Source organism: Rhizobium sophorae, from assembly GCF_013087515.1.
Classification (GTDB): Bacteria; Pseudomonadota; Alphaproteobacteria; order Rhizobiales; family Rhizobiaceae; genus Rhizobium; species Rhizobium sophorae.
The window spans coordinates 192,331-214,846 of record NZ_JABFCN010000034.1; the positions used below are offsets into that span (position 1 = coordinate 192,331).

A 22,516-nucleotide genomic window follows, 5' to 3' on the forward strand; every position below is an offset into this window, starting at 1 on the left:
CAGCGGGGATTAAGCAGAGGGCATGTGGCGGATGTTTGAATATTTGGAAATCATCTGGCTTAGCTAGCAAGTATGTTACAGGCTTCGCCTTCCCGCAGGCACTGTTCAAGTGATCGCGGAGACCAAGCGAAGGTGAAAGTACATCGTGTCAGCTTGTGAACCGCCCGTCTTTCAGAAACGACAGGGTCTGGCTCCACATAATCCCGTTGACGGGCAAGAAAGTGTGGTTTGCCGGAATGACGATATGCGCCGCCGCGCCGTCGAGACGCGTGCTCTCCACCGAAACCTTTCCATCATTCGGAACCCTGAGGCCGATGATAAGCGAAGAGACCGGGTCGATGGTTCGGTTCCCAGCGATGATGCCAAGTTCATAATCCACTGTGCCGAACAGGTCGGTCATTGCGGTTTGATCCGTAATCAGCTGCTGCCCTGCCGGTCCATAGACCGTCCTGTATAAGGGCCAACCCTTGAGGAAATCGGCAACCTGACTGCCGTTGTTCGGCGTTCCGACCATGACCACCCTTCCCAGGTTGGCTGGGCGATAACGCGTCAGAAAAGCACGGATGATCAACCCACCCATCGAATAACCCACGAAATGGACCCTGCCCTCGCCTGCCTCCTTGGCAGCGCCGTCGATCTCAGGTCGGACGATGTCGATGAGGTCGCTGATCGAAAACTTGGTGGAGGGGTAACCGACATTCACAACCCGATAACCGTGGCCGGACAGGAAGCTGGCGAGCTTCGCCATACTTTTCTTCGTCCGGGCAATGCCGTGAAACAGGAGGACAGTGTCGTTCATCATGTGTCCGCTCAACGGGCTGCTATCGATCAGGCTATTCTGTAGCTCTCGCGGTGAAGCTTGTCGATCAATGCGGAATGGCCAGACTCCGAACAGTTTCGTTGCGGTGTATCGTGCTCGAAACCGGAGCACGCAAGGCGTGAAAGCGGGGGGTGCGCTTATTGTCACCCCCGCCACAAGCACCCTGTTCTTACTTCGAGACGTCTACGGTCGCCTCATCGATAAGGGCCGCGACCTCCAGAGGCTTTGATTGAGGCAAAGCATGGCTTGCCGCCAAGGTCACGACTTTCCGAGCATTGAGTCGAGCCGACATAAGAGCGACACGGGCATAATCGGGGACAAGGGAATCCGAGCATCCTCTTTCGCCTCCTTCCTCCGCCGTCGACGGAATTGACGGCGTACTCCGTTGGCCGCCTTGCGAACGCCCCTACATATACATCCAACTGCATTAATTGAGTGCATTCAATATAGCTAGATCCGACACCAGAAAGCGTCGCGAGTCTAGTCATCTCTTCCCAAAGCCCCAGCGTAAACAGGTGACAGAGGCTCGTGCTGCACAAATATCATGGCTGCTCCCAAGGATTGACGCCAATTGAATGCATCTGATTTGGGCTTTCGTGCATTCGATTCTTGCATTCTGTCGCACAGAAAATTAGCTTTCAGACTTTTAACTCTCACAATTGATTGCATATTTGAATGCATTACTCGCATATTTGACTGCTATTTGTGCATAAGCAATATGGCATAGCGCTTGCAATTGGATGGATGCTCCCCCGGATGGGGATCGGATTTCAATCAAGGAGCCATCCATGCCCGCAGTGACCAAGCCAGCCAATCAAAAAGGCGACTTTCTTGTCGATTACGAGGACAAGGTTTTCGAGGACGTACAGGCCGGCGAAGGCGAAAAAGCCCTCGTCACCTTCCATACCGTGGCCTTCGAAGGATCGATCGGATTCGTCAACCTGCTGCAGGCGACACGCCTGAAGCGGAAAGGTTTCGAGGCCTCGATCCTTCTCTATGGCCCGGGCGTGACGCTCGGCGTCCAGCGCGGTTTTCCGACGCTCGGTGCGGAGGCCTTTCCCGGCCATCTGAATTTCAACAACCAGATCGTCAAGTTCATGGAGGAAGGCGGCAAGGTCTATGCCTGCCGTTTTGCCCTTCAGGCGCTTTACGGCCATGGCGAAGGCGCGCTGATCCCCGGCATCACGCCGATCAGTCCGCTCGACGTTCTCGACCTGATCCTGATCCATCGTCGCGATGGCGCCTTCATCCTGGATACCTGGACGCTCTAAGCACCAGGCGCGCGCCGAAGAATAAGGGGCGGAGCCTGGCGCTCCGCCTCCCCACCGTCAATCGAGGATTCGTCATGGAGAAAAAACCGAGCGTCCGGGTTGCCGCCGCGCAGATCGCGCCGGATCTGACCTCGCGCGAGAAAACACTGGCCCGCGTGCTGGATGCAATTCGCGAAGCGTCCGCCAAAGGCGCCGAGCTGATCGTCTTTCCCGAAACCTTCGTCCCCTGGTACCCCTATTTTTCTTTCGTGCTGCCGCCCGTTCTCTCCGGCAAGGAGCACGTGCGACTTTACGAGGAGGCCGTTACGGTGCCGAGCGCTGCCACCGATGCCGTCTCGGCAGCCGCCCGCGAGCATGGCATCGTAGTGGCGCTTGGCGTCAACGAGCGTGACCACGGATCGCTCTATAATGCCCAGCTGCTGTTTGATGCCGATGGCACGCTGATCCTCAAGCGTCGCAAGATCACCCCGACCTTTCACGAGCGGATGATCTGGGGCCAGGGCGACGCCTCCGGCCTGAAGGTGGTCGATAGCGCTGTCGGACGCCTTGGGGCGCTAGCCTGCTGGGAGCATTACAATCCTCTGGCCCGCTACGCCCTGATGGCGCAGCACGAGGACATCCATATCGCCCAGTTTCCAGGCTCCATGGTCGGGCCGATTTTTGCCGACCAGATGGAAGTCACCATCCGCCACCATGCGCTGGAAAGCGGTTGCTTCGTGGTCAACGCCACAGGCTGGCTGACCGACGGGCAGATCGCCTCCATCACGTCCGACGCAGGCCTGCAGAAGGCCCTGCGCGGCGGCTGCATGACCGCGATCATCTCGCCCGAAGGCAAACACGTCGTGCCACCACTGACAGAAGGCGAAGGCATCCTGATCGCCGATCTCGACATGAGCCTGATCGTCAAACGCAAGCGGATGATGGATTCGGTCGGCCATTATGCCCGACCTGAGCTGCTGCATCTTGTCATGGATGGCCGAGCCACTGCGCCGATGGTCACTACCAACCAGCCGTCCCTCCCCACAGCCGAAGCAAGGACCCCTTCCGATGGAGAATACGACACGTCTGCCGACCGAGGTTCTGATCAACGAATTGCAGTCCTACGGAGCCCGGCTCGTTGACCCCAAGGCCGGACATGAAAGCCGCCGAGGTGGTGCCGGACCTTCCGACCATAAGGCACTGACCATTGACGGCATGACGGTGATGGTGCCGGTTCACACCGCACCTGCATTCGAGAGCCCCTATCTGGTGGAAAAGCCGGATGATATGGGCCGCAGCCGTATCAGCCGGGATGGCACGGTGCTGGGCGAGGTCTCCTTTCCCCTGCGTCCACGCTTCTACGAGCGCTCGACCGCCGACGGCATTCCTTATTCGCAGATCGCCGTTCTGCACGGCAAGGACGTGCTTGCCACGACCGTGCTGCAGACCTGCATCCGCTACCAGAGCCGCACCAAGACCTGTCAGTTCTGCGCCATCGGCCAATCGCTGGCCGCCGGCCGCACCATCGCCCACAAGACGCCAGAGCAGCTCGCGGAAGTCGCCAAGGCCGCCGTCGAACTGGACGGCGTCAAGCACATGGTGATGACCACCGGCACGCCGAAGGGCGACGACCGCGGTGCTGCGATCCTCGCCGACAGCGCCCGCGCCATCAAGGCGGCCGTCAACATTCCCATCCAGGCGCAATGCGAGCCGCCGGAAGACGATATATGGTTCACCCGCATGAAGGAGGCCGGCGTCGATGCTCTCGGCATGCATCTGGAAGCCGTGACGCCGGAGGTGCGTGCTCGCATCATGCCGGGCAAGGCGCAGGTCTCGATCGCCAAATACATGGGATCGTTCAAGGCCGCAGTGGAGGTCTTCGGGCGCGGCCAGGTCTCGACCTATATCCTGGCGGGGCTCGGCGACAGCCGTAAAGCCATTCTGGATATCTGCGAAAAGCTGGTTGCGCTCGGCGTCTATCCCTTCGTCGTGCCCTTCGTGCCGATCTCCGGCACGCCGCTCGAAAGCCACCCGGCGCCGAGGCCCGACTTCATGCACTCGATCCTCGGACCCTTGTCCAGGATGCTGGTCGCCAGCGGCTTGAAGGCCGTCGACATCAAGGCCGGCTGCGGCAAATGCGGCGCCTGCTCCGCCCTTTCCACCTATGAAAGGATGCTCACCAAATGATGCTCGAAGCCTTTGCTCCCTATCGATCGAGCGAGTTCCAGGTGAAGTTCGCGACCTCCGCCTGGGAGCGCAGCCAAGCGCATGCGCTGCGCCGTGCCGTCTTCTGCGAGGAACAGCAGATCTTCGAGGGCGACGACCGCGATGCGATCGATGATCACGCCATCCCGATCGTGGCTCTCTCCATGCTCGGTATTGCCGCCGACCAGCTGGTCGGAACGGTGCGCATCCATCAGGCGGAACCCGGTCTCTGGTGGGGCTCGCGACTGGCAGTCCATCCGGATTTTCGCAAGATCGGCGCCCTCGGGGCGACCCTGATCAAGCTCGCCGTGTCCTCCGCCAATGCGATCGGATGCCACACTTTCCTCGCCAATGTGCAGGTGCAGAACGGCCTGCTGTTCCGCAGGCTGCACTGGAATGTGATCGAGGAGTTCGAGGTCTATGGCAAGCCGCATCTCAGGATGAAGGCCGACCTTGCCTATTATCCGCCCTGCGCCACACCCGAGGCAGGCTTCACCGCCCTTTCCAGAAAGGTGGCGTGAGGATGGTCGCGATCGACATCAAGGCCCTGGCGGCAAAACTCTCGACAAGCAGCGGCATCGCCGCCAAGCAGGATATAGGCACGATCGCGGCAAGCCTCGGCCTGCAGGGGCAGCAGATTGCCGTCGGCGACGATTGCGCCGCGCTGCCCGATGGCGACGGCTATCTGCTTTTTGCCATTGAAGGCTTCATGAACGAGTTCGTCGCCGCCGACCCCTGGTTCGCCGGCTGGTGCGGCGTCATGGTCAATATCTCCGACGTCGTTGCCATGGGCGGCCGACCGATCGCCGTGGTTGATGCCGTCTGGGCCGATGGCGAGGCTGGCGCGACACCCGTTCTGGAGGGCATGCGGGCGGCATCCAGCGCCTTTGGCGTACCGATCGTCGGCGGCCATACCAATATCCGCACCGAACGCGGCCAATTGTCGGTCGCCATTCTCGGTCGCGCCAAGAAACTGCTGACGAGCTTCGACGCGAAGCCCGGCGATGTGCTGGTTGCAGCGATCGACCATCGCGGCCGCTACCGCGAACCTTTCAACAACTGGGAAGCCGCCACCAATGCGGCGCCGGCACGCCTGCGCAGCGACCTCGAATTGCTGCCCGAGATCGCCGAGGCCGGGCTGGCGCTGTCTGCGAAGGATATCAGCCAGGGCGGCATCGTCGGCACGGCCATCATGCTGGCCGAATGTTCGCATGTCGGCATCGACATCGACGTCACGGCCATTCCCCTGCCCGCCGGTGTCAGCCTCGATCGCTGGCTCGTCACCTTTCCGAGCTTCGGCTACCTGCTCTCGGTCGCCCCGGAACATGTGGCCGATGTCCTCACCCGCTTCACCGCGCGCGGCATCAGCGCTGCGGTCATCGGCGCGGTCGTGGCCGGCGCCGAAGTCGCGCTGGTCGATGGTGGGAGCCGTGCAGTGGTGCGCAATCATGCCGAAACACCGCTGCTGCAACTCGGCCGACAGGACGCCGCCGCATGAGCCTCCCGTCGCATCGAACCCTGCGCATTGCCATGCTGACCCATTCCACCAATCCGCGTGGCGGCGTGGTTCATGCCATGCAGCTTTCGGAAGCGCTGGCCTCGCTTGGTCATGAGGTGGTCCTGCACGCGCCTGATGCCAAGGGGACGGGCTTCTTTCGTCAACCCTCCTGCGGCACGGCTTGCATTGCCGTGCAGCCTGCACCCGCCGACATGACGCAAATGGTCGAGCAGCGGATTGCCGACTATGTCGGCTATTTCCGCAGAACCGGAACCAATGGCTTCGACCTGTTTCACGCCCATGACGGCATTTCCAGCAATGCGCTGGCGACCCTCAAGCTGGAGGGCCTGATCCCGAGTTTTGCCCGCACCGTCCACCACATCGACCAATTCGCCGATCCGCGCCTGATGGCTCTGCAGGATCGTGCGATCGACGCCGCCGATATCTTCTTCGCCGTCAGCCGCCTCTGGCAGGACAGGCTGAGAGATGATCGCGGCATTGAGGCGACAGTGGTGGGCAATGGCGTCGACACCGACCGCTTCTCGCCTGCCTGGAGCGGCGAGCAGGTCGCTCTGCGCGACAGACTGCAGCTTGGAAGCGGACCGATCTTCCTCAGTGTCGGCGGCATCGAGGCGCGAAAGAACACCCTTGGTATTCTCGAAGCTTTTCGTCAGGTCCGCGCCATCCGGCCGGATGCCCAGCTTGTCATTGCCGGCGGCGCCTCCCTCCTGGACCATGGCGACTATCAGGAGGAGTTCCGTTCTTGCCTCGCCTGCCTCGGTCGGGACGCCGCAGCGGTGCATATCACCGGAGCGATCGCGGATGCCGACATGCCGAGCCTCTACCGATTGGCGGATGCGCTGGTGTTCCCTTCGCTCAAGGAAGGCTTCGGCCTCGTCGTTCTGGAAGCCATGGCCAGCGGCATTCCGGTCGTGACATCCTCGATTGCGCCCTTCACCGAATATCTGGGTCCCGGCGATGCGATCTGGTGCGATCCGCACCATCCGGTCTCCATTGCCGAGGGCATGGCGCTGGCGCTGGTCGCGCCGATCCGCGAGCAGATCATCCCCCGTGGTCTCGCGGTTGCAGCCCGCCATGGCTGGCAGCAAACCGCAACAGCCCATCTTGCCCGCTATCACACACTGTTGGAGGCCGACCATGCCTGAAATGCGGTTCGTCATAACCTGGCCGGATGGCCAGGAGGAGACCTGTTATTCCCCCTCCCTGATCATCCGTGAGTTTTTCACCGAGGGTGAAAGCTATTCGGTCGCCGATTTCATGGATCGCAGCCGCAGGGCGCTTACCATCGCCAGCGATCGCGTGGAGGCGAAGTTTGGTTTTGCGTGTTCATCCGCAAACGACCAACTCGCCCGAATTGAAAGCGTCGCTGTCGCCTTCCTGCATGACGCAGATGCCCGCGTCCACTGCAAAACCTTCATCTTTTGAAAGGACCCATCATGACCACACCATCCCTCAAGAACCACTACAGTGCGGTTGTCATCGGCGGTGGCCAGGCCGGGCTGTCGGCCTCTCACTATCTGAAGAGGCACGGCATTGATCACGTGGTTTTCGAGAAGAAGACCGTTGCGCATAAGTGGAAGAACGAGCGATGGGACGCCTTCTGCCTGGTGACGCCGAACTGGCAATGCCAGCTTCCCGACCATCCCTATGACGGCACGGATCCTCACGGTTTTATGGTCAAGGACGAGATCCTCGCCTATGTCGCTCGCTTTGTGAAAAGGGTCGAGGCGCCAGTCCTCGAGCAAACCAGCGTGACGTCGCTCGAAAAGCATGGCGGCCTCTTCCGGCTCGAGACCTCGGCTGGGGCGGTGACTGCCGATGCCGTGGTGATCGCCACCAGCCTCTATGCGGATCCGGCCATTCCGCGTGCTGCCGAGCGCCTGCCCGAGGACATCATGCAGATCCACACCGCCGCCTACCGCAATGCCGACCAACTGCCGGAAGGCGGCGTCATCGTGGTCGGCTCCGGTCAGTCCGGCTGCCAGATTGCAGAGGATCTGCATCTTGCCGGCCGCAAGGTGCATCTCGTCACCGGCAATGCGCCACGTTGCGCCCGGTTCTATCGCGGCCGCGATGTGGTCGACTGGCTTTCCGATATCGGCCAATACGACATCACCGTCGAACATGATGGCATGACGAAGAAGAAGCACGACACCAACCATTACCTGACGGGACGCGAGGGCGGGCGTGATATCGATCTGCGCAAGTTCGCACTGGAGGGCATGGCGCTTTATGGCCGCATGTCCGGCGTCGCCGCCGGCCGGATGCTGTTCGAGCCGAACCTGAAGGCCAATCTCGACGGTGCAGACCGTGTCTATAACGGCATCAATGCCCTGATAGACCGGCATATCGCCGAAAAGGGTATCGATGCTCCGGCCGGTTCCCCCTATGTCCCTGTCTGGGAGCCTGAGGCGGAGATTGGCGAACTCGACCTCAAGGCGGAGGGGATCAGCTCGGTCATCTGGGCCACGGGATTCAGCCCGGATTGGTCCTTCATCGGCCTGCCGATCTTCGACGGCAACGCCTATCCCGTTCATCGCCGCGGCGTCACTGTTGTCGATGGCGTCTACGTGCTCGGACTTCCCTGGCTCTGGACCTGGGGCTCGGGGCGTTTCCTCAGCGTCGGCAAGGATGCCGAACATGTAGTCGGGCATCTCGCAGCTCGGCTTTCGGCACAGGCATCCTCTCTCAAGCAATCGGTCAGCGCCTGATGATGAGCGCAGCCCTTCTCGATTTTCCGCCCGCAGGACCTTCGGCACGCGACCTGATGGAACGTGCCCTTGATCCGCATATACTGCTGGGCATGCCGCATCTGAATGGAAACGGGCTGTCGGAGACCTGGCTGATGAAAGAACTCGGCCATCGTCACTGGCTGATGCTCGCCTGTCATCTCGGGCTCGACAATGCGGATTTCAGAACGGCCGGTGGAGAGGAGGCCTATGCCGCGATCTGTGCAACGTCGCTGACGGATGCATGTTTCGACGTCGTGCAGGCGAACAACATTTTGACCATTCATTCGAGACTGTCCGCAGTCTCGCGAACCCGGACGTCGACCCGACATGAGTTGTCTATCCACGGACGAAGCGTTGGCGCGGTCGAACTCATCTCAACCTTCGTTCACAGAACGATCAAAGACAACAATCACTCGATCGCCCGTGTAACGTTGCCTGAGCCGCAGGGACAGCGGTTCCAGTCCAGCCTTCTCGCCCAGAATGCTGCAGACATCCGGAATGGGCGGTTGGGAACGCATTTCGGGTTTCCTGTCCTCGCTCACAGAGCGCTCAGAACCTTTCGGTTTGATCCTAGCGCCTCGCAGGAATTCAACGGCGCGGGACTGTTTTACTTTGCCGAGTATCAGGCACTCGCCGATCGCGCCTTGGAAAACTGGTTTCCCTGCAAGGGGCCGATCGTCCGTAAGGACGTTTTCTTCCTTGGAAATATCGACCAAAATGAAAGCGTTTTCTTCGACCTTATTGATTTTTCCGACGAGCAAAAAACTGTCCATGGGCAGCTACGACGCAAGAATGGGAAAGTGATTGCCAAAATATTCGGTATGTGGACGAGTCGTCGCTGAGGCATGGACGGGAGCCCGCACTTGCGGCGCGCGCTTGATGCGGCATCCCGCTAGTGATCTAGTGGATGATGAAATGAAGGTGAACTTCAGCAGCCCGTCTCATGAATGTTCGACCGCTGCTGTGCTAGCGTCCCATGCGGGTCTGAAAAAGACGCGCGGCGCTGTAGAGAAAGAAATGCGAGCAGGTGACGACCAGCATCAGACATATCGCTAAACTTGCAGGAACATCGGTCTCTTCGGTCTCGCGCGTGCTCAACAACAGCGGTTACGCCTCGCCTGAGCTCAGGGATCGGGTCGAGGCTGCAATCCGAACGCTGAACTACACACCCAGCAAAGGCGCACGTATGTTGCGCGGTGCACCAAGCCGGATGATCGGATTGATGCTGCCGTCGATTGAAGTGCCCTTCTTCGGTATCCTCGCCCATGCAATCGAGCAGGAGCTGTTCCAGCACGGCTATCAGACGTTGATCTGCAGCACGGCGGAAAACATGGATCACGAGGTGCGTTATATCTCCATGCTGCTCGCTCAGCGCGTTGACGGCGTCATCGTGGCAAGCGCCTTCGGCAGCATCGAGCATTTCGGAGTGCTGCGCGACGCTCACATTCCGATCATCGCCATTGACCGCGAGCTGAGCGGCATCGCCGACGACGCTGTCATGGCCGATCACGAGGAGGGCGGACGGCTGATGGCGCGCCATCTGATCGATCTCGGCCATCGGGCGATCGCCATCGTCGGTGCGCCGGCCCACAGCCAGCCGATCCAGCTTCGCCTGCAGGGCATCACGGCGGAAATGGCGAAAGATGGCATCGCGCCTGCCATCGTGGCGATGGCCGAAGAGCACAGCTTTGCAGAAACCTACCGGCTGGCGCGGGAATTGCTGGCGTCTCGACCCGAGGTCACCGCGATCATCGGCACGACCGACGTTTCAGCGATTGCCGCCATCCATGCCATCCAGGATCGCGGATTTTCCGTTCCGAACGACTATTCGGTCGTCGGCTTCGACGATCTGCCGGAGGCCGCCTACGTCTTTCCGCGGCTGACAACGGTCGCACAGCCGATCCGCGATGTCGGGCGGCAGGCAGCACGGCTGCTGGAAGCGCTGATCGAGGAGCACCGAGCAGGGGACGAAACTGGACAGGGTGCGATCGTCAAAGTGCAGGTCACCCTGATCGAGCGCGATTCCACCGGTCCCGTCCGCAACTGAGCAGGTGGTGTGGCCTGACAGCCGGGCGGGGCGCGGCCAAGCTAGACTAGGGCCGGACAATGACCTTGATCTCGCCCGGCAATGGCGCGTTGCCCACCACGTCGGCGACCTCCTCGAGACCTATGGTTTTTGTGACCAATGCGTCCAGCTCCAACACCCCGCTCGCGACCATTGCCGCAGCGCGCGAATGAGTGAAGGGGTTGAGGTAGGCCGGCCTGATATCGACTTCGTTTACGAGCAGATCGAAGGGCAGAACCGGCACCTCGACACCCGCCGGCGTCACCCCGAAAAGCACGAAGGTACCACCGCGCCGCGCCATCTTCAGACCGGTTTGAAGCGTGTCGCTGACGCCAGCGCACTCGATGACCACGTCGGCGCCGCCTTTGGTGACCTCTCGAACGGAAGCGATTGTGTCTGAAGCGGCCGGGTCGAAGGCGTGCGTGGCCCCCAGGCGCAGAGCGGTTTGGCGTCTCGATTGCTGGCGCGTAATCAAAATGATCTCGCCTGCCCCAGCCAGGCGGGCCAGTTGCACCATGAGCAGGCCGATCACGCCCCCGCCGAGGATGGCGACGCTGTCGCCCGGACGAATCCTTGCCTTGTCGATGGCGTGGATACAGCAGGCCAGCGGTTCACCGAAGGCGCCGTGAACGGGATCGAGGCCGGCCGGCAGGACGAAGGCCTGGGCCTGCGGCACCGCCACATATTCGGCAAAGCCGCCATCCCGTGTCACGCCGATGGCGGTCAAGCTCTCGCATAAATTCGGCCGCGCCTGCGTGCAGGCCCGACAGGTGCCGCAGGAGATATTCGGGTCGACCGTCACCAACTCACCGCCGGTAAACCGTGTCACCCCATCGCCGATCCCTTCGACTATGCCGGAGAATTCGTGGCCCAGCGTGACGGGGATCGCTGTCGGATACTCGCCCTTGTACATGTGGCGATCGGAACCGCAGATGCCGGCCACTACAACCCGGACAAGCAGCTCGCTTGGCCCGGCAACCGGCTTCTCGACGCTGCGCATGGTCAAAGACCCGATCGACTCCAAACGTACAGCTCTCATTCCACTCCTCCAGACATCAAGTTCGATTGCCTACTCCGGCTGATGAAACCAAGTGCTCAGCTCATGACATTGCCGCCATCGACATTGTAGCACTGCGCCACGATGTATGCTGCATCGGGTCCGGCCAGGAAGGCCGCCATGGCAGCTTGTTCTTGGGGGGCGCCAAATCGTCCGGCGGGCACGGCGGCGGCCACGCGGCGCTTGACGTCGCCGGGTTTCAAACCTTCCCGGCTGCCGAGCTTTGCATCGACGACGTCCCACATCGGCGTATCGACGACGCCGGGAGCGATGGCGTTGACGTTGATCCCGTAGCGGATCAGCTCCAGAGCGCTGCTTTGCGTGATGCTGATGACGGCTGCCTTGGAGGCGCAGTAAGCCACAGCCGGTCCTTCGCCCCGGCGCCCAGCCTGGGACGAGAAGTTGATGATGCGTCCACCTGCCCCTCTCTCCACCATGTGCCGGGCAACGGCCTGCGTCATGAAGATCAGGCCTTCGATGTTGACCTGAAATACTTTCGCGGTCCGTTCCCGAGATATTTCCAGGATGGACTCGACCTCGTAAATGCCTGCGGCGTTGACCAGGATGTCGATCTTGCCGGCGTTGGCGATGGTGAAGCGGACAGCTTCTTCAATGCTGTCCTGGCTGGTCACATCAAGCGCCACACCCCGGGCATCAGGGCCGATCGCTTCCGCCACTCGTGCGCATCGTTCACCGTCGAGATCCGCCACGACAACCCTGGCGCCTTCGGCGGCAAAGCGTTCGCAGACCGCCTTGCCGATGCCGCTCGCGCCTCCCGTGACCAATGCCACCTTGCCGGAGAGCCGTCCCGTTTCCGCATATGTCATCGCCCTGCCTCCCCGGTCGCGCCCAAATCGGCAAGATTGCCGTCTACGGCTGCCATAGTGAATAGCTTCATGTCTGCTCCTCCATTCCGGCTGGACGATGATCGGCGCCGCCCTCTCCCGAGGCGACTCCGATGGGTCAAGCGGGTTGCGGGTTCGTCTCCGTCGCCTCCTGAAGGAGGACGGATATGTCGGGGATGCCATCCGTGGCCGTCGCACCCCCAAGGCAACGCGCGGCCACCGCATGGGCGACGGCGCAGATATGCTCGACCGGCCAGTTCTCATGCAGGCCGTAGAGCACAGCGGCGCAGAAGGCGTCTCCGGCGCCGACCGTGCTGACGATGTCACTGGGATCGACGGGCCGTGATCGCGTGATGATCGGGGAAGCGCCTGCTGCAAACCAGAAGCAGGTTTCCGGCGCATGGATGATCGCACCCTTGGCGACACCCGCCGCAAGCAGGCGCTCTCCCGCTTCCAAAAGCCCCGCCTCGATCAAATCTCCCTCCGCATCGCGAACGGTAACGCCGGTTGCCCGACCCGCCTCCATCTCGTTGATGATCAGGAAATCGCAGAAGGGCAGAGCGACGCCGACCTTGGCCGCAAAGTCCGGGTCTTCGCTCGATACCAAATCCACGCATGTCGTGAGCCCCGCGCGGCGCGCGGCCTCCAGCAGGCGCGACGCTCCCGAACGGCCGTCGGGGCCAATGCGGTCGAGACCCGGCAGCAGCATCAGATAACCGAGATAGAACAGCCGATAACCGGCCTTGGCGAAGGCCGCGGGTGAGACAAGCTTGTCCGTGACGGCATCGTTGGCGCCGCCATGATAGAAAAAGGTCCGGTTCTGGCCGGGTACATTCATGACATGCGTATGCGCCGTCACCCGGTCGGCAAGCGCCGTCAGCCCACCGACATCGACGCCGGCAGCCGTAAGGCGGGCCTTGACGATCTCCCCGTCCTGATCAGTGCCGATGCATCCGGCCGCCGCCAGCTTTCCAGGAAATCCGAGCGAGGCCAGATCGGCGACGACATTGGCCGCCCCGCCCCCCACACCCAGATCCTGGTGCAGGATATGCGTAAGATTGCCCTGTTCGGGCCAATAGGACAGGGTGTGGACGCGATCGACGATGAAGTTTCCCGCGCAAACGATGCCGCCCTGCTTCTGACTGTCGCGATCGTGAACCTCCTCCCCGGTTCGCATCAGTTGACTCCTTCGTTCCACAAGGGTCTCAGCGGCGGCTCGTCTTCCTCGATCGCGGCAAAGCGCCCGATCGGCTCCAGAAAGAAATTATCGCTGTTGTCGTCGTTGACCTGGCTGACCTCGCCGACAAGGACAGGTCCGCCGCCTATCCTGCCGTAAAAGCGGTGGTAAAGCCCGGTGCGGATCGTCACGCCTTGGCCAGGCTGAAGAACCAACGGCTCCCATGCAGCGAGCCGGTGCGGCAGCCCGTCTACCGGCACCGTCACATCCTCCGCCAGCACATTGCCATCGGCATCGGTTGCGGCGAATTCGATGACGAGATCACCGCCGGCGCGATTGATGATGTCTTCCATCTTTGCCGCATGACGGTGCGTCGGCGTGACCTGCCCTTCCCCAACGAAGAGCAGCTTTTCGGCATAGGTCCGCTCCCCCTCGACATCAACGATGCCATTGCGCAGGCAGAACAGCACAAGGCCGCATTCGGCAAACCGGTTCGAGCCGAAATCGGTGACGTCCCAACCCAGCTGATGGGCGCGCAAATAGGCTGATGCCTCCGGGCGAGAGGCAAAATCCGCCGCCGTCCAATAGCCCCATGCCGGCAGAGACCAGTGCCAGCGCTCGAGGGTTTCGGTTGCCCGCCGTAACGCGGCGTTGATCTCGGAGCGCTGCATCAGACGGACGCCCCGTCATAGGCGACCGGCACCACCACGTCCTCACGGCCGGATTTGAGGGCAGCCGTCAAGACCGCATGATGCGCCTGCGCCTCCGCCGGGGTCGCGCAGCCGAAGCCGTTGGCATTGCCGCCGGCAAGCTCGTCGACGAAGGCCGCCCACATCTGCTGTATCGCGTCGGCAAAACCGAATTCGAAAATCTTGCCTGTAATGCATGGAAACAGCGAGCCGTAGCCGAGATCCTCGGTGCTCCAGGCCTGCGCACCGCCATTATAATCCATCCACTGCCACTGGCGCGGCGACTTCGTGCTGAAGAACGCGCTCTTCTTCATGCCGAGAACCCGAATGTACCAGCTGTTGGATTCGCCGGGCGCGATGCGCCAGGTTTTCAGCACCATCGGGAAATCTTGATCCCCAGTGTGCACGCGGCTGCTGATCGTGGCATTGTCCCAGGTGGTGCAGGGCAGCATGCCACCCTTGCCGTCGGGACGTTCCGTGACCTTTTTGACCAGTTGCGCATGCAGGGTGGTCGGGCGCCAGCCGAGACGCAGCGGCACGTGCAGCACATGCATGCCGAGATCGCCCATGCAGCCATAATCGCCATTGATCTCGGCCATGCGCTTCCAGTTGATCGGCTTCTGCCGGTCGATATCCGAAGAGTGCAGGAAACCGGCCTCGACTTCGAGGATGTCCCCCATTTCGCCGCTTTTTGCCAGCGCGATAACCTTCTGTGCACCAGGGAAGAACGGCATTTCCGACGAGCAGCGGACCAGGAGCTCGGGATGCTCGGCGAGAACCGCCATGATCTCCCGGTTCTGCGTGGCGTCCATGCCGAAGGGCTTTTCGCCAAGAAGATGCTTTCCGGCCTTCAGTATGTCGATGTAGAACTGCTGGTGCAGCACATGCGGGACAGCGCAATAGACCGCATCGACCTCGGGATTGGCCAGAAGCTCGCTATAGTCGGCAGTGAACTGGCGAACGGTCGGCACATGGTCCCTGAACCAGTCGAGCAGCGTCGCGTTGGTATCACAGACGGCGACGATTTCCGGTCGCGCCTTCACATCGGCCAGATGCAGCCAGCGCGCCGCAGCACTCGCGAACTCGCGCCCCATCAGACCGCAGCCGATGACGCCGAAGCGGAATATTTTCGTCATGACATGTCCTCCCAGACGCGCGTCAGCCAATATGCAGCGAGGCTTGCTCGACGGAAGCCTTGTCATGGACAATCGCCATCAAGGCCCGCGTCATGCCGGCGGGATTGTTGTGTTGAATGACGTTGCGGCCATAAACGATGCCATGGGCGCCCTGCTCCATCAACTGCTTGGTGCGGATCAGGATTTCCTGATCCGAAACGCGACCGCCGCCGCGCACCAGCACCGGCAGACCTTGGGCGATCTCGACCACACGGTGATATTCCTCGACATTGTCGCAGGGGTCGGCCTTGATGATATCAGCACCGAGTTCGGCCGCCTGACGCACAAGCGGCAGGATCTTGTCGATCGCGCCGTCGACCATGTAGGCCCCCTTGGAATTGTCCTGCATGACAAGCGGCTCGACCATCAGCGGCATGCCGTGGATCTCGCATTCGCGCTTCAGGCTGTTCACATTGCGCACGCAAGCGCGGTAGACTTCCGGCTGGTCCGGCAGCATCAAAAGATTGACGACGACACAGGCGGCATCCAACGCAACGCCCTGCTCCACCGCCCTGTCGATCATCTCGGAAAACAGCTGAGACGGCAGGGGATTGCCATAGATGTTGGCGATGTCGGTGCGCAGCACCAGTGCCGGGCGATGTTTGCCGGGAATAGCCTGCAGAAGGGGTGCCGTCCCCGGCGGAAGCTGAATTGCGTCCGGCGCAGCGTCCGCGATCACCTCGATGGCCGTCTTCATGTTCTCGATGCCGGAAAGGAAGGTCCGTTCATTGAACATGCCGTGATCGATAGCAACGTCAAAACAATTTCCAGACACGCCGAAAAGTCGGTTGATACGCGCGGATTTCATGAAAGCTTCCTCCCAATATGGCAACGTTTCCACATTTGGTTAAACGCAGCAGGAATGCGAGTCAAGATTATGTGGTAACGTTTCCATACTGGTTTCCAGGTGTGGACGAGGCGCTGCTCGCACCTCGTCCAGGAGGGCCTACCAGCAGGTGAATCCTGCATCGACGTTGACGATCGCCCCGGTCATTAGGCTGGCCGCGTCCGACGCGAGGAAGAGGACCGCGCTTGCAACCTCCTCCGGCGTTCCCATCCTCCCCATCGGCGTGTCGGCGAGCCAGAGCGGAATACGCTCGCGATTGGCTTCGACGGCCACCACCATCGGTGTCTCGATATAGGTGGGGGCGACGGCGTTTACCCTGATGCCGTGATGCGCCCACTCGGCGGCCAACGAGCGCGTGAGGTGATGGACCGCCGCCTTGGAGACGTTATAGGCCGTCTGAGGCTGGGGCCGGTTGCAGATGTGCCCCGACATCGAGCCGAGGTTGACGATGGCACCGCGCTTCATCGAAATCATGGGACGGCCGAAGGCGCGCGAGCACCAGAAGACGCCATTGAGATTGACGTCCATCATGCGCAGCCAATCCGCGTCGGTGAGATCCTGCGCCGGAATGCCGCTCTGGCCAATTCCGGCATTGTTGACGAGGATCGTCGCCGGCCGGCCGCCATCGGCAAGCTCAGCCGCGATCGCGTCCATTCGGGCCGCGTCGGTGACGTCGCCGACCCGGACTTCGACGTCGTAGCCTTTGTCGCGTAGCGCAAGCGCTTGCTCGGCGTCGGCCTCGCCGCGTTCGATGACGACGACGGCAGCGCCCGCCTCCGCCAGCGCCTCGGTGCAGCAGAGGCCGATCGCACGCCCTCCGCCTGTGACCACCGCCCGTTCGCCATCGAGCCGAAATTTCTCCTGGTAACTCATGTTCGGGCTCCTTCAGATGTCAAAGGCGCTTGGAAGCACCACAATGTCGCGGATGGTGACGTTGCGCGGCCGGGTCAGCATGAAGATGATCGCGTCGGCGACTTCCTTGGGCTCGATCAAAGCTCCTGCCTCCTTGGCCTTGCGAAGGTTTTCCTCCGGCCAGTCCGCAAGCAGAGCGCTGATCACCGGCCCTGGAGAAACCGACCCCACACGAATGCCACTTTTCAGAAGCTGGCGTCGCATTGTCTGGACAAAGCACGTCATCGCCCACTTCGACGACGAATAGACGGGTTCCCATGGAATCGCCGAATGTCCGGCGACGGAGCTGGTGACGACAATGTCGCCAGTGCCACGTTCGATCATGTGCGGAATGACGTTTCGAACGTTCTTGATGACAACATTGACGTTGAGATTGAGCATCCGATCGATAGTATCGAGATCGGTTTCGATCAGATCGCCGCCGATATAAGTCCCTGCATTGGCATGCAGGATATCGAGTTTGCCTGTCTTCGACAGGACGCCCTCGAGCAGTCCCGCACACTCGCCCGGATCCAGCAAGTTGATCTTGAGCGGAATAGCGCGCTCGCCAAGACGGGCGCAAACCGTCCCAAGGGCCTTCTCATCGCGGTCCACCAGCACGACCGTCGCGCCAGCGGCGAGCATTGCCTCCGTCGAAGCGAGTCCTATTCCGGACGCAGCACCCGTGACCGCCGCGATCTTCCCATTCAGTTCCGTCATCGATTTTTCCTCCTGTCTTGATCCTGATTGTCAATTATTCCCGACGCCGCAGGCGGCGTGATAGTCCGCGAGACTCTTCGTCACTCTCCAGATCAAAACCTGTTCCGGATCGAGCGGCGCATCTGCGAAATCCTGTGCGGCCGGCATATGCTGCCAAAGCAATGGCAGCGGCACGGTTTGCCCTCGAATGGCCTCGCACAGGTGCCGGACGGCATCTTGCGCTTCAGCCGACGCCCAATAATAGCGGATGCGGTCAGACAGCGAATAGTGCCGCAGCCAGCGCATCTCGGCGTCTGTGCCATGGTAGTGGCGGCTCCAGTTGCCTGGCTGATCGAGCATCAGCGCCTCCATCGCCTGATAGAGCGGACGCTGGCCGTAATCGGGTAAGAGGTCCGAAGCGATCGCATCCAGCGCGTAGAGCGCCTCGCGCAGGACGAAGGTCAGCTCGGGACCGACCTTCAGAATGGGAAAGCCGTCCTGCACCAGCGCCGTCAACGGCCGGGTTCCCTGATAGTCCGTCGAGTGCGCCTCGAAGACGAACTGCGGCTCCTTAGCGAGCACCGATTTCAGCGCATCTATCTTGCTGCGACCATAAAGGATGACATTCTGATTGCCGAACTCGACGCCCGGCTGAACGACCAGACCGATGGCCCGTCCAAACGCTTGGTCGAGTCCGGCCTCGGCAAAGACCCGGCGGTGGACTTCGATCGTCTTCAGCGCCGCTGCGGCCGCCGTCGGTTCGATGGTTGTCAGGGCATGATCGGCCCCGCCTGGCGGCGGCACTTCGGTGCCGATGACGTAAACCGGCATTGCGCCGCCGGTCTTTTTCGCCGAGGCCTCGGCAACCGCCGCCAGCCGGGCGGCACGATGGGCCGTGGTTTCGTCGTCGAGCGCCACCGGCTCGCCCTTGCAGCCCATCGAGGCATCGAGGTGAATCTTGCGGAATCCGGCGTCGACATAGGCGGCAACCATCTTCTCGGCCTCGGCCATGGCCTCTTCCGCCGGGCGGTCGCGCCAAGGATTGGGGCCGAGGTGATCGCCGCCGAGAACGATCAGATTTACGGGGCACCCTTCCTCCGCCCCAATCTTCATCACGAGGGACACGAGGTCGCTTGGTGTCATTCCGGTATAGCCGCCGAGGTGATTGACCTGGTTGCAGGTTGCTTCGATGAGGACGGTGCTTGCCTGTTGCCGTCCGTGTCGGAGCGCGGCGCGCAGCACGATCGGATGGGCCGAGCAGACGGAGGTCACGCCTCTCGGCTGGCCTTCGATCCTCAGCCTGGCCAGTTCGTTGAGATGCACCTGCATCACCGGCGCCTTTCCGTTGAAGCGATAAATGCATCGAGTTCCTGCCGAGTGCCGGCGCCCTCCATCGGACCGAGGACCGTCACGTTGCGGGCGCCGGCGGCCGAAGCATAGGTCAGAGCTTGCTGCGGAGACATTCCGAGCCGCCGACAGGTGAGATAAGCACCGCCGAAGCAGTCGCCGGCGCCGGTGGGATCGACCTCTTCAACGACAAATGCCGGAGCGTCGATGCGGTCTCCTTGACTGCCAAAATAGGTCGCGCCCTCGGCGCCGCGCTTCAGCACGATCTCCTTGACGCCCATCTCGAACAAGCGGCGGGTCGCGTCTGCCTCCCCTTCGACACCTGCGGCACGCCCAAGCTCCTCTCCGGACGGCAGAAGCAGATCGGCGGCAGCGACAAGCTCGGAAAAGCGGTGCTCGGTATCCTCGTCCAGCTTCAATTCCTTGCGAATGTTCGGATCCACCGAGAGCGTTCCCCCGCGCGCCTTGACGATGTCGACCGCCCTGTCGATCACCGCGCGCGCACTGGCGACCGATAGGGCCGAACCCATCACGTGAAGATGGCCGCTCCGATTGATGAGATCGGCGACGGTTTGAGACCAGCCGAAGCGTGCGGCAGCGGACTTGGCGATGTTGTAGACGAAATCGCGGGAGCCATCCTTGCGGTAGCGGACAAAGGCGCTTCCCGTGGGATAGTCCGGATCGATCGAGATCGTCGAAACATCGACGCCGTCGCGTTTGAGGCGATCGGTATTGACACGACCGAAATCATCATCGCCGACGGCGCCCACCATTGCGGCCTTGCCGCCCAGGCGCCCGCATTGCGAGATGAAGATCGCCGGCGCTCCGCTCGCGAACGGGCCGACAAGCGGCTGAGCTTTAAGAAACCCCTCACCGACCGTCGTGGCGACGATCTCGACGAGGATCTCCCCTACGCAAACCGTGGGACCGAGCGGGTCCGGAGCCAGTACTGAAGTCATTTGCAATCCGCTTTCGATAGTTGTCATCAACTCGTCGCCGACTGGATGGGCGCACCGTCCTCGCCGCCGAACTCCTCGCTCTCCAATGACAGAAAGCGCTGGTGCAACATGCACGCCGCGCCGAAGGCGGAACCGAACTCCGCATCATCGTCCACGACGATCTCCGGCATGGGGAAAGGTATATTCTGGCCCTCCGACATGTGGACCGCCACGCGGGCGGCCACCATCGGGTAGAGAGATGCCACGGAGCCACCCAGCACGATCCTGTCCGGGTCGAGCAGACGACAGGCCTGCAGCAATGCGTATGCGAGATGGCGCGACCAGGTTTCGGCAATATTGACCGCGGCCGGGACACGGTCATGAACGTCGCCAAGGAATTCCTGCAGATCGACGTGCTTACGTCCAATAGCCTCGCGATACTGCCTGATCAGCACTTCGCGACCGATCAGCTGTTCAAACTTCTGACCGCCGCTTCCCGGTACCAGGGTGTGGCCGATTTCTCCCGCCAGGCCGTGGCCGCCCCGGAATAGCTTGCCATCGATCATGATGCCACCACCGACACCGGTTTCCATCAGCAGGAACAGGGTCACGCCTGAGACGCCGTGACGATAGCTGTCGCCGATCGCAAACGCGTTGGCGTCGTTTTCAACCGCGATCGGGACGGCAGCCGGGACGGCGGCCTGGAATGCCGATTGGCCAATCTCCTTCAACGACACGTCTCGCCAGCCGATGATGGGTGCGAGAGTGACAATTCCGTTCGGCCGGATGTGGGCCGGCGCCGATATGCCGAGACCCTTGCACCGTCCGATCATCCCCTTCGTCATCTCGCCGACAATGAGCTCGACGCCCTGCGCTACGGCCTCCTCCACCGTCGAAGACGGCGTGTCGAACGCGATTTTCCGACATGCCCGGACCTCGGCGGAGAGATCGACAACTGCAGCCGATATATGTTCGACGCCAATCTCTATCCCAACGAAGAAAGCGGCATCGGGTACCAGTTCGAGCATGATGCCCGGACGACCGGCACGGGAATGCTCCAGGCGCTGCTTGCCGCTCTCGTCCGACTCCTGAACGAATCCACCTTCCGTCAGCTCGGCGACGATCTCTCCCGAGGACGAGCGATTCATCCCGAGCTTCCGGGCGAGATCCGCCCGGCTGAGGCTTCGGTGGGCATAGATCGTCTGTAAGGCGGCGACGATATTGTTCTGTCGGATCCTGCGCGGCGAACTTCCGATGGAGACGGTGTCGTTCATATTTCAATTCCCTTCAGTCGGCCCAACCCTTACACGACTGGAACAGGCTGTCAGAAGGATAATCAGGGCCGCGCGTTTGTGGCGCGGCGGCGCTTGGCCTCGTCATATTTCAGCTCGATATAGCGCTTCGCGTGCGCCGCAAGCGGATCATTATCCTCCCAGGTGTCGCGCCAGATCGCGCAGGCGAGCGACAGGCCCTCGTCCACGACCGTCGTCGAGAAGCTTTCGAACACGATGTCGCGCTTGTAGTCTATGTCGAGCAGAGCGTCGAAGATCAGATCGAAGTTGATGACGCCGTCGCCGAGGTAACCGCGGTTGCTCTCGCCGATGTGGAAGTAGCCGATCTTGTCGCCGGCCAGGCGGATCGCGGCGGCTGGATTGGCTTCCTCGATGTTCATATGGAATGTGTCGAGGTGGAGGCGGACATGCTCCGACCCCGTCTCGGCGATGAACTTCAGCCCCTGCGCCGTGGTATTCAGCAGGTTCGTCTCGAACCGGTTGACAACCTCCAGCACGAGATCGACGTTCGCCTGCCTGGCGACTTCGGCGGTCGCGGCGATCGCGGCGACGCTGTTGTCCCAGCCCTTCTTCGTCGGCTGGCGATTGTACTTGGTGTGCGCGGAATAGAGAATCCCGCCAAGCTTGTTGCCGCCGATATCACGGACCGCACGAATGGCGTCGGCCAGCGTCTGCTTGCCGGCTAACACCGCAGAGGTATCCTCGCTCGATACGTCTTTGTCGAGCGGCAGACCCATCGTCACGCCAATCTCCACGTCAAGCGATTGCGCAAGCTTTGCCAGTCGATCGAGATTGAATTTCTCAGGACGCAGATAGGCAAATTCGATGGTGCGATATCCGTGTTCGGCCGTCTTGTTGAGGGCCATTTCCAGCCCTTCCTGCGTTTGGCCGCCTGTCCATACAAATGAATGGATACCCAATCGACGCATAGCCTTTTCCTCCAAAAAATGCCTTTGGTTGCGCACAGT

23 protein-coding genes and 1 pseudogene are annotated in these 22,516 nt (G+C 61.5%); 10 read left to right on the forward strand and 14 right to left on the reverse strand.

Features of this window, described 5'->3' with window-relative positions; genetic code table 11:
* Positions 1 to 148 precede the first annotated feature (148 nt).
* Positions 149 to 799: an esterase/lipase family protein gene (locus G9X64_RS21000; RefSeq protein WP_168310577.1), complete on the reverse strand. Its 651-nt coding sequence runs from the start codon at positions 797 to 799 to the stop codon at positions 149 to 151.
* Positions 800 to 989: 190 nt separating this feature from the next.
* A pseudogene (locus G9X64_RS36660) lies at positions 990 to 1,112 on the reverse strand (alpha/beta hydrolase); the annotation flags it as partial.
* A gap of 496 nt (positions 1,113 to 1,608) precedes the next feature.
* Between G9X64_RS36660 and G9X64_RS21005 the strand changes: the two are divergent.
* The 10 genes from G9X64_RS21005 to G9X64_RS21050 all read left to right on the forward strand — a co-directional run bounded on the left by G9X64_RS21005 (position 1,609) and on the right by G9X64_RS21050 (position 10,573).
* Positions 1,609 to 2,091: an MSMEG_0572/Sll0783 family nitrogen starvation response protein gene (locus tag G9X64_RS21005; RefSeq protein WP_168310541.1), complete on the forward strand. Its 483-nt coding sequence runs from the start codon at positions 1,609 to 1,611 to the stop codon at positions 2,089 to 2,091.
* A 74-nt stretch (positions 2,092 to 2,165) separates the two neighbouring features.
* Complete coding sequence (locus tag G9X64_RS21010; RefSeq protein ID WP_168310542.1) at positions 2,166 to 3,212, forward strand: Nit6803 family nitrilase; 1,047 nt, start codon at positions 2,166 to 2,168, stop codon at positions 3,210 to 3,212.
* Positions 3,139 to 4,257: an MSMEG_0568 family radical SAM protein gene (locus G9X64_RS21015; protein ID WP_168310543.1), complete on the forward strand. Its 1,119-nt coding sequence runs from the start codon at positions 3,139 to 3,141 to the stop codon at positions 4,255 to 4,257. The genes G9X64_RS21010 and G9X64_RS21015 overlap by 74 nt, the downstream gene beginning before the upstream one ends.
* Positions 4,254 to 4,796 carry an MSMEG_0567/Sll0786 family nitrogen starvation N-acetyltransferase gene (locus G9X64_RS21020; RefSeq protein ID WP_168310544.1) on the forward strand — a complete coding sequence of 181 codons (543 nt, stop codon included), beginning with the start codon at positions 4,254 to 4,256 and terminating at the stop codon, positions 4,794 to 4,796. Before G9X64_RS21015 ends, G9X64_RS21020 begins: the two co-directional genes overlap by 4 nt.
* 2 nt (positions 4,797 to 4,798) lie before the next feature.
* Positions 4,799 to 5,773 carry a sll0787 family AIR synthase-like protein gene (locus G9X64_RS21025; RefSeq protein ID WP_168310545.1) on the forward strand — a complete coding sequence of 325 codons (975 nt, stop codon included), beginning with the start codon at positions 4,799 to 4,801 and terminating at the stop codon, positions 5,771 to 5,773.
* Positions 5,770 to 6,939: an MSMEG_0565 family glycosyltransferase gene (locus G9X64_RS21030; RefSeq protein ID WP_168310546.1), complete on the forward strand. Its 1,170-nt coding sequence runs from the start codon at positions 5,770 to 5,772 to the stop codon at positions 6,937 to 6,939. Before G9X64_RS21025 ends, G9X64_RS21030 begins: the two co-directional genes overlap by 4 nt.
* The gene (locus G9X64_RS21035) at positions 6,932 to 7,219 is read left to right on the forward strand and encodes an MSMEG_0570 family nitrogen starvation response protein (protein ID WP_168310547.1); all 288 of its coding nucleotides are present in this window, start codon (positions 6,932 to 6,934) and stop codon (positions 7,217 to 7,219) included. Before G9X64_RS21030 ends, G9X64_RS21035 begins: the two co-directional genes overlap by 8 nt.
* Before the next feature lie 11 nt (positions 7,220 to 7,230).
* Complete coding sequence (locus G9X64_RS21040) at positions 7,231 to 8,505, forward strand: MSMEG_0569 family flavin-dependent oxidoreductase (protein ID WP_168310548.1); 1,275 nt, start codon at positions 7,231 to 7,233, stop codon at positions 8,503 to 8,505.
* A gap of 2 nt (positions 8,506 to 8,507) precedes the next feature.
* Positions 8,508 to 9,368, forward strand: a complete 861-nt coding sequence (locus G9X64_RS21045; RefSeq protein WP_168310578.1) for a Pnap_2097 family protein — start codon at positions 8,508 to 8,510, stop codon at positions 9,366 to 9,368.
* A gap of 185 nt (positions 9,369 to 9,553) precedes the next feature.
* A complete protein-coding gene (locus tag G9X64_RS21050) occupies positions 9,554 to 10,573 on the forward strand; it encodes a LacI family DNA-binding transcriptional regulator (RefSeq protein WP_168310549.1) in 1,020 nt (339 codons plus the stop codon).
* 46 nt (positions 10,574 to 10,619) lie between these two features.
* On the opposite strand, the gene G9X64_RS21055 is transcribed toward G9X64_RS21050, so the two are convergent.
* The 12 genes from G9X64_RS21055 to G9X64_RS21110 form a co-directional block, all read right to left on the reverse strand.
* Positions 10,620 to 11,630 (reverse strand): zinc-dependent alcohol dehydrogenase family protein, encoded by a 1,011-nt coding sequence (locus tag G9X64_RS21055; protein WP_168310550.1) that lies wholly within the window; start codon positions 11,628 to 11,630, stop codon positions 10,620 to 10,622.
* A gap of 56 nt (positions 11,631 to 11,686) precedes the next feature.
* Entirely contained in the window at positions 11,687 to 12,475 is a 789-nt protein-coding gene (locus G9X64_RS21060) for an L-iditol 2-dehydrogenase (protein WP_168310551.1), read from the reverse strand.
* A gap of 136 nt (positions 12,476 to 12,611) precedes the next feature.
* Positions 12,612 to 13,670 carry a carbohydrate kinase family protein gene (locus tag G9X64_RS21065; RefSeq protein ID WP_171377355.1) on the reverse strand — a complete coding sequence of 353 codons (1,059 nt, stop codon included), beginning with the start codon at positions 13,668 to 13,670 and terminating at the stop codon, positions 12,612 to 12,614.
* Complete coding sequence (locus G9X64_RS21070) at positions 13,670 to 14,341, reverse strand: D-lyxose/D-mannose family sugar isomerase (protein WP_168310553.1); 672 nt, start codon at positions 14,339 to 14,341, stop codon at positions 13,670 to 13,672. Before G9X64_RS21070 ends, G9X64_RS21065 begins: the two co-directional genes overlap by 1 nt.
* The gene (locus tag G9X64_RS21075) at positions 14,341 to 15,495 is read right to left on the reverse strand and encodes a Gfo/Idh/MocA family protein (protein WP_168310554.1); all 1,155 of its coding nucleotides are present in this window, start codon (positions 15,493 to 15,495) and stop codon (positions 14,341 to 14,343) included. Before G9X64_RS21075 ends, G9X64_RS21070 begins: the two co-directional genes overlap by 1 nt.
* A 22-nt stretch (positions 15,496 to 15,517) precedes the next feature.
* Positions 15,518 to 16,342, reverse strand: a complete 825-nt coding sequence (locus tag G9X64_RS21080; protein WP_171377356.1) for a class I fructose-bisphosphate aldolase — start codon at positions 16,340 to 16,342, stop codon at positions 15,518 to 15,520.
* A gap of 138 nt (positions 16,343 to 16,480) precedes the next feature.
* The gene (locus tag G9X64_RS21085) at positions 16,481 to 17,254 is read right to left on the reverse strand and encodes an SDR family NAD(P)-dependent oxidoreductase (RefSeq protein WP_168310556.1); all 774 of its coding nucleotides are present in this window, start codon (positions 17,252 to 17,254) and stop codon (positions 16,481 to 16,483) included.
* Positions 17,255 to 17,266: 12 nt separating this feature from the next.
* Positions 17,267 to 17,992 (reverse strand): SDR family oxidoreductase, encoded by a 726-nt coding sequence (locus G9X64_RS21090; RefSeq protein WP_168310557.1) that lies wholly within the window; start codon positions 17,990 to 17,992, stop codon positions 17,267 to 17,269.
* Positions 17,993 to 18,022: 30 nt separating this feature from the next.
* The gene (locus G9X64_RS21095) at positions 18,023 to 19,300 is read right to left on the reverse strand and encodes a D-tagatose-bisphosphate aldolase, class II, non-catalytic subunit (protein ID WP_168310558.1); all 1,278 of its coding nucleotides are present in this window, start codon (positions 19,298 to 19,300) and stop codon (positions 18,023 to 18,025) included.
* Positions 19,300 to 20,277, reverse strand: coding sequence for a tagatose kinase (locus G9X64_RS21100; RefSeq protein WP_168310559.1), 978 nt, complete (start codon positions 20,275 to 20,277; stop codon positions 19,300 to 19,302). The genes G9X64_RS21095 and G9X64_RS21100 overlap by 1 nt, the downstream gene beginning before the upstream one ends.
* 26 nt (positions 20,278 to 20,303) lie before the next feature.
* On the reverse strand, positions 20,304 to 21,530 hold the full coding sequence (locus G9X64_RS21105; RefSeq protein WP_168310560.1) for an ROK family transcriptional regulator: 1,227 nt from the start codon (positions 21,528 to 21,530) through the stop codon (positions 20,304 to 20,306).
* Positions 21,531 to 21,592: 62 nt separating this feature from the next.
* Positions 21,593 to 22,477: a sugar phosphate isomerase/epimerase family protein gene (locus tag G9X64_RS21110; protein ID WP_168310561.1), complete on the reverse strand. Its 885-nt coding sequence runs from the start codon at positions 22,475 to 22,477 to the stop codon at positions 21,593 to 21,595.
* Between the last annotated feature and the right edge of the window lie 39 nt (positions 22,478 to 22,516).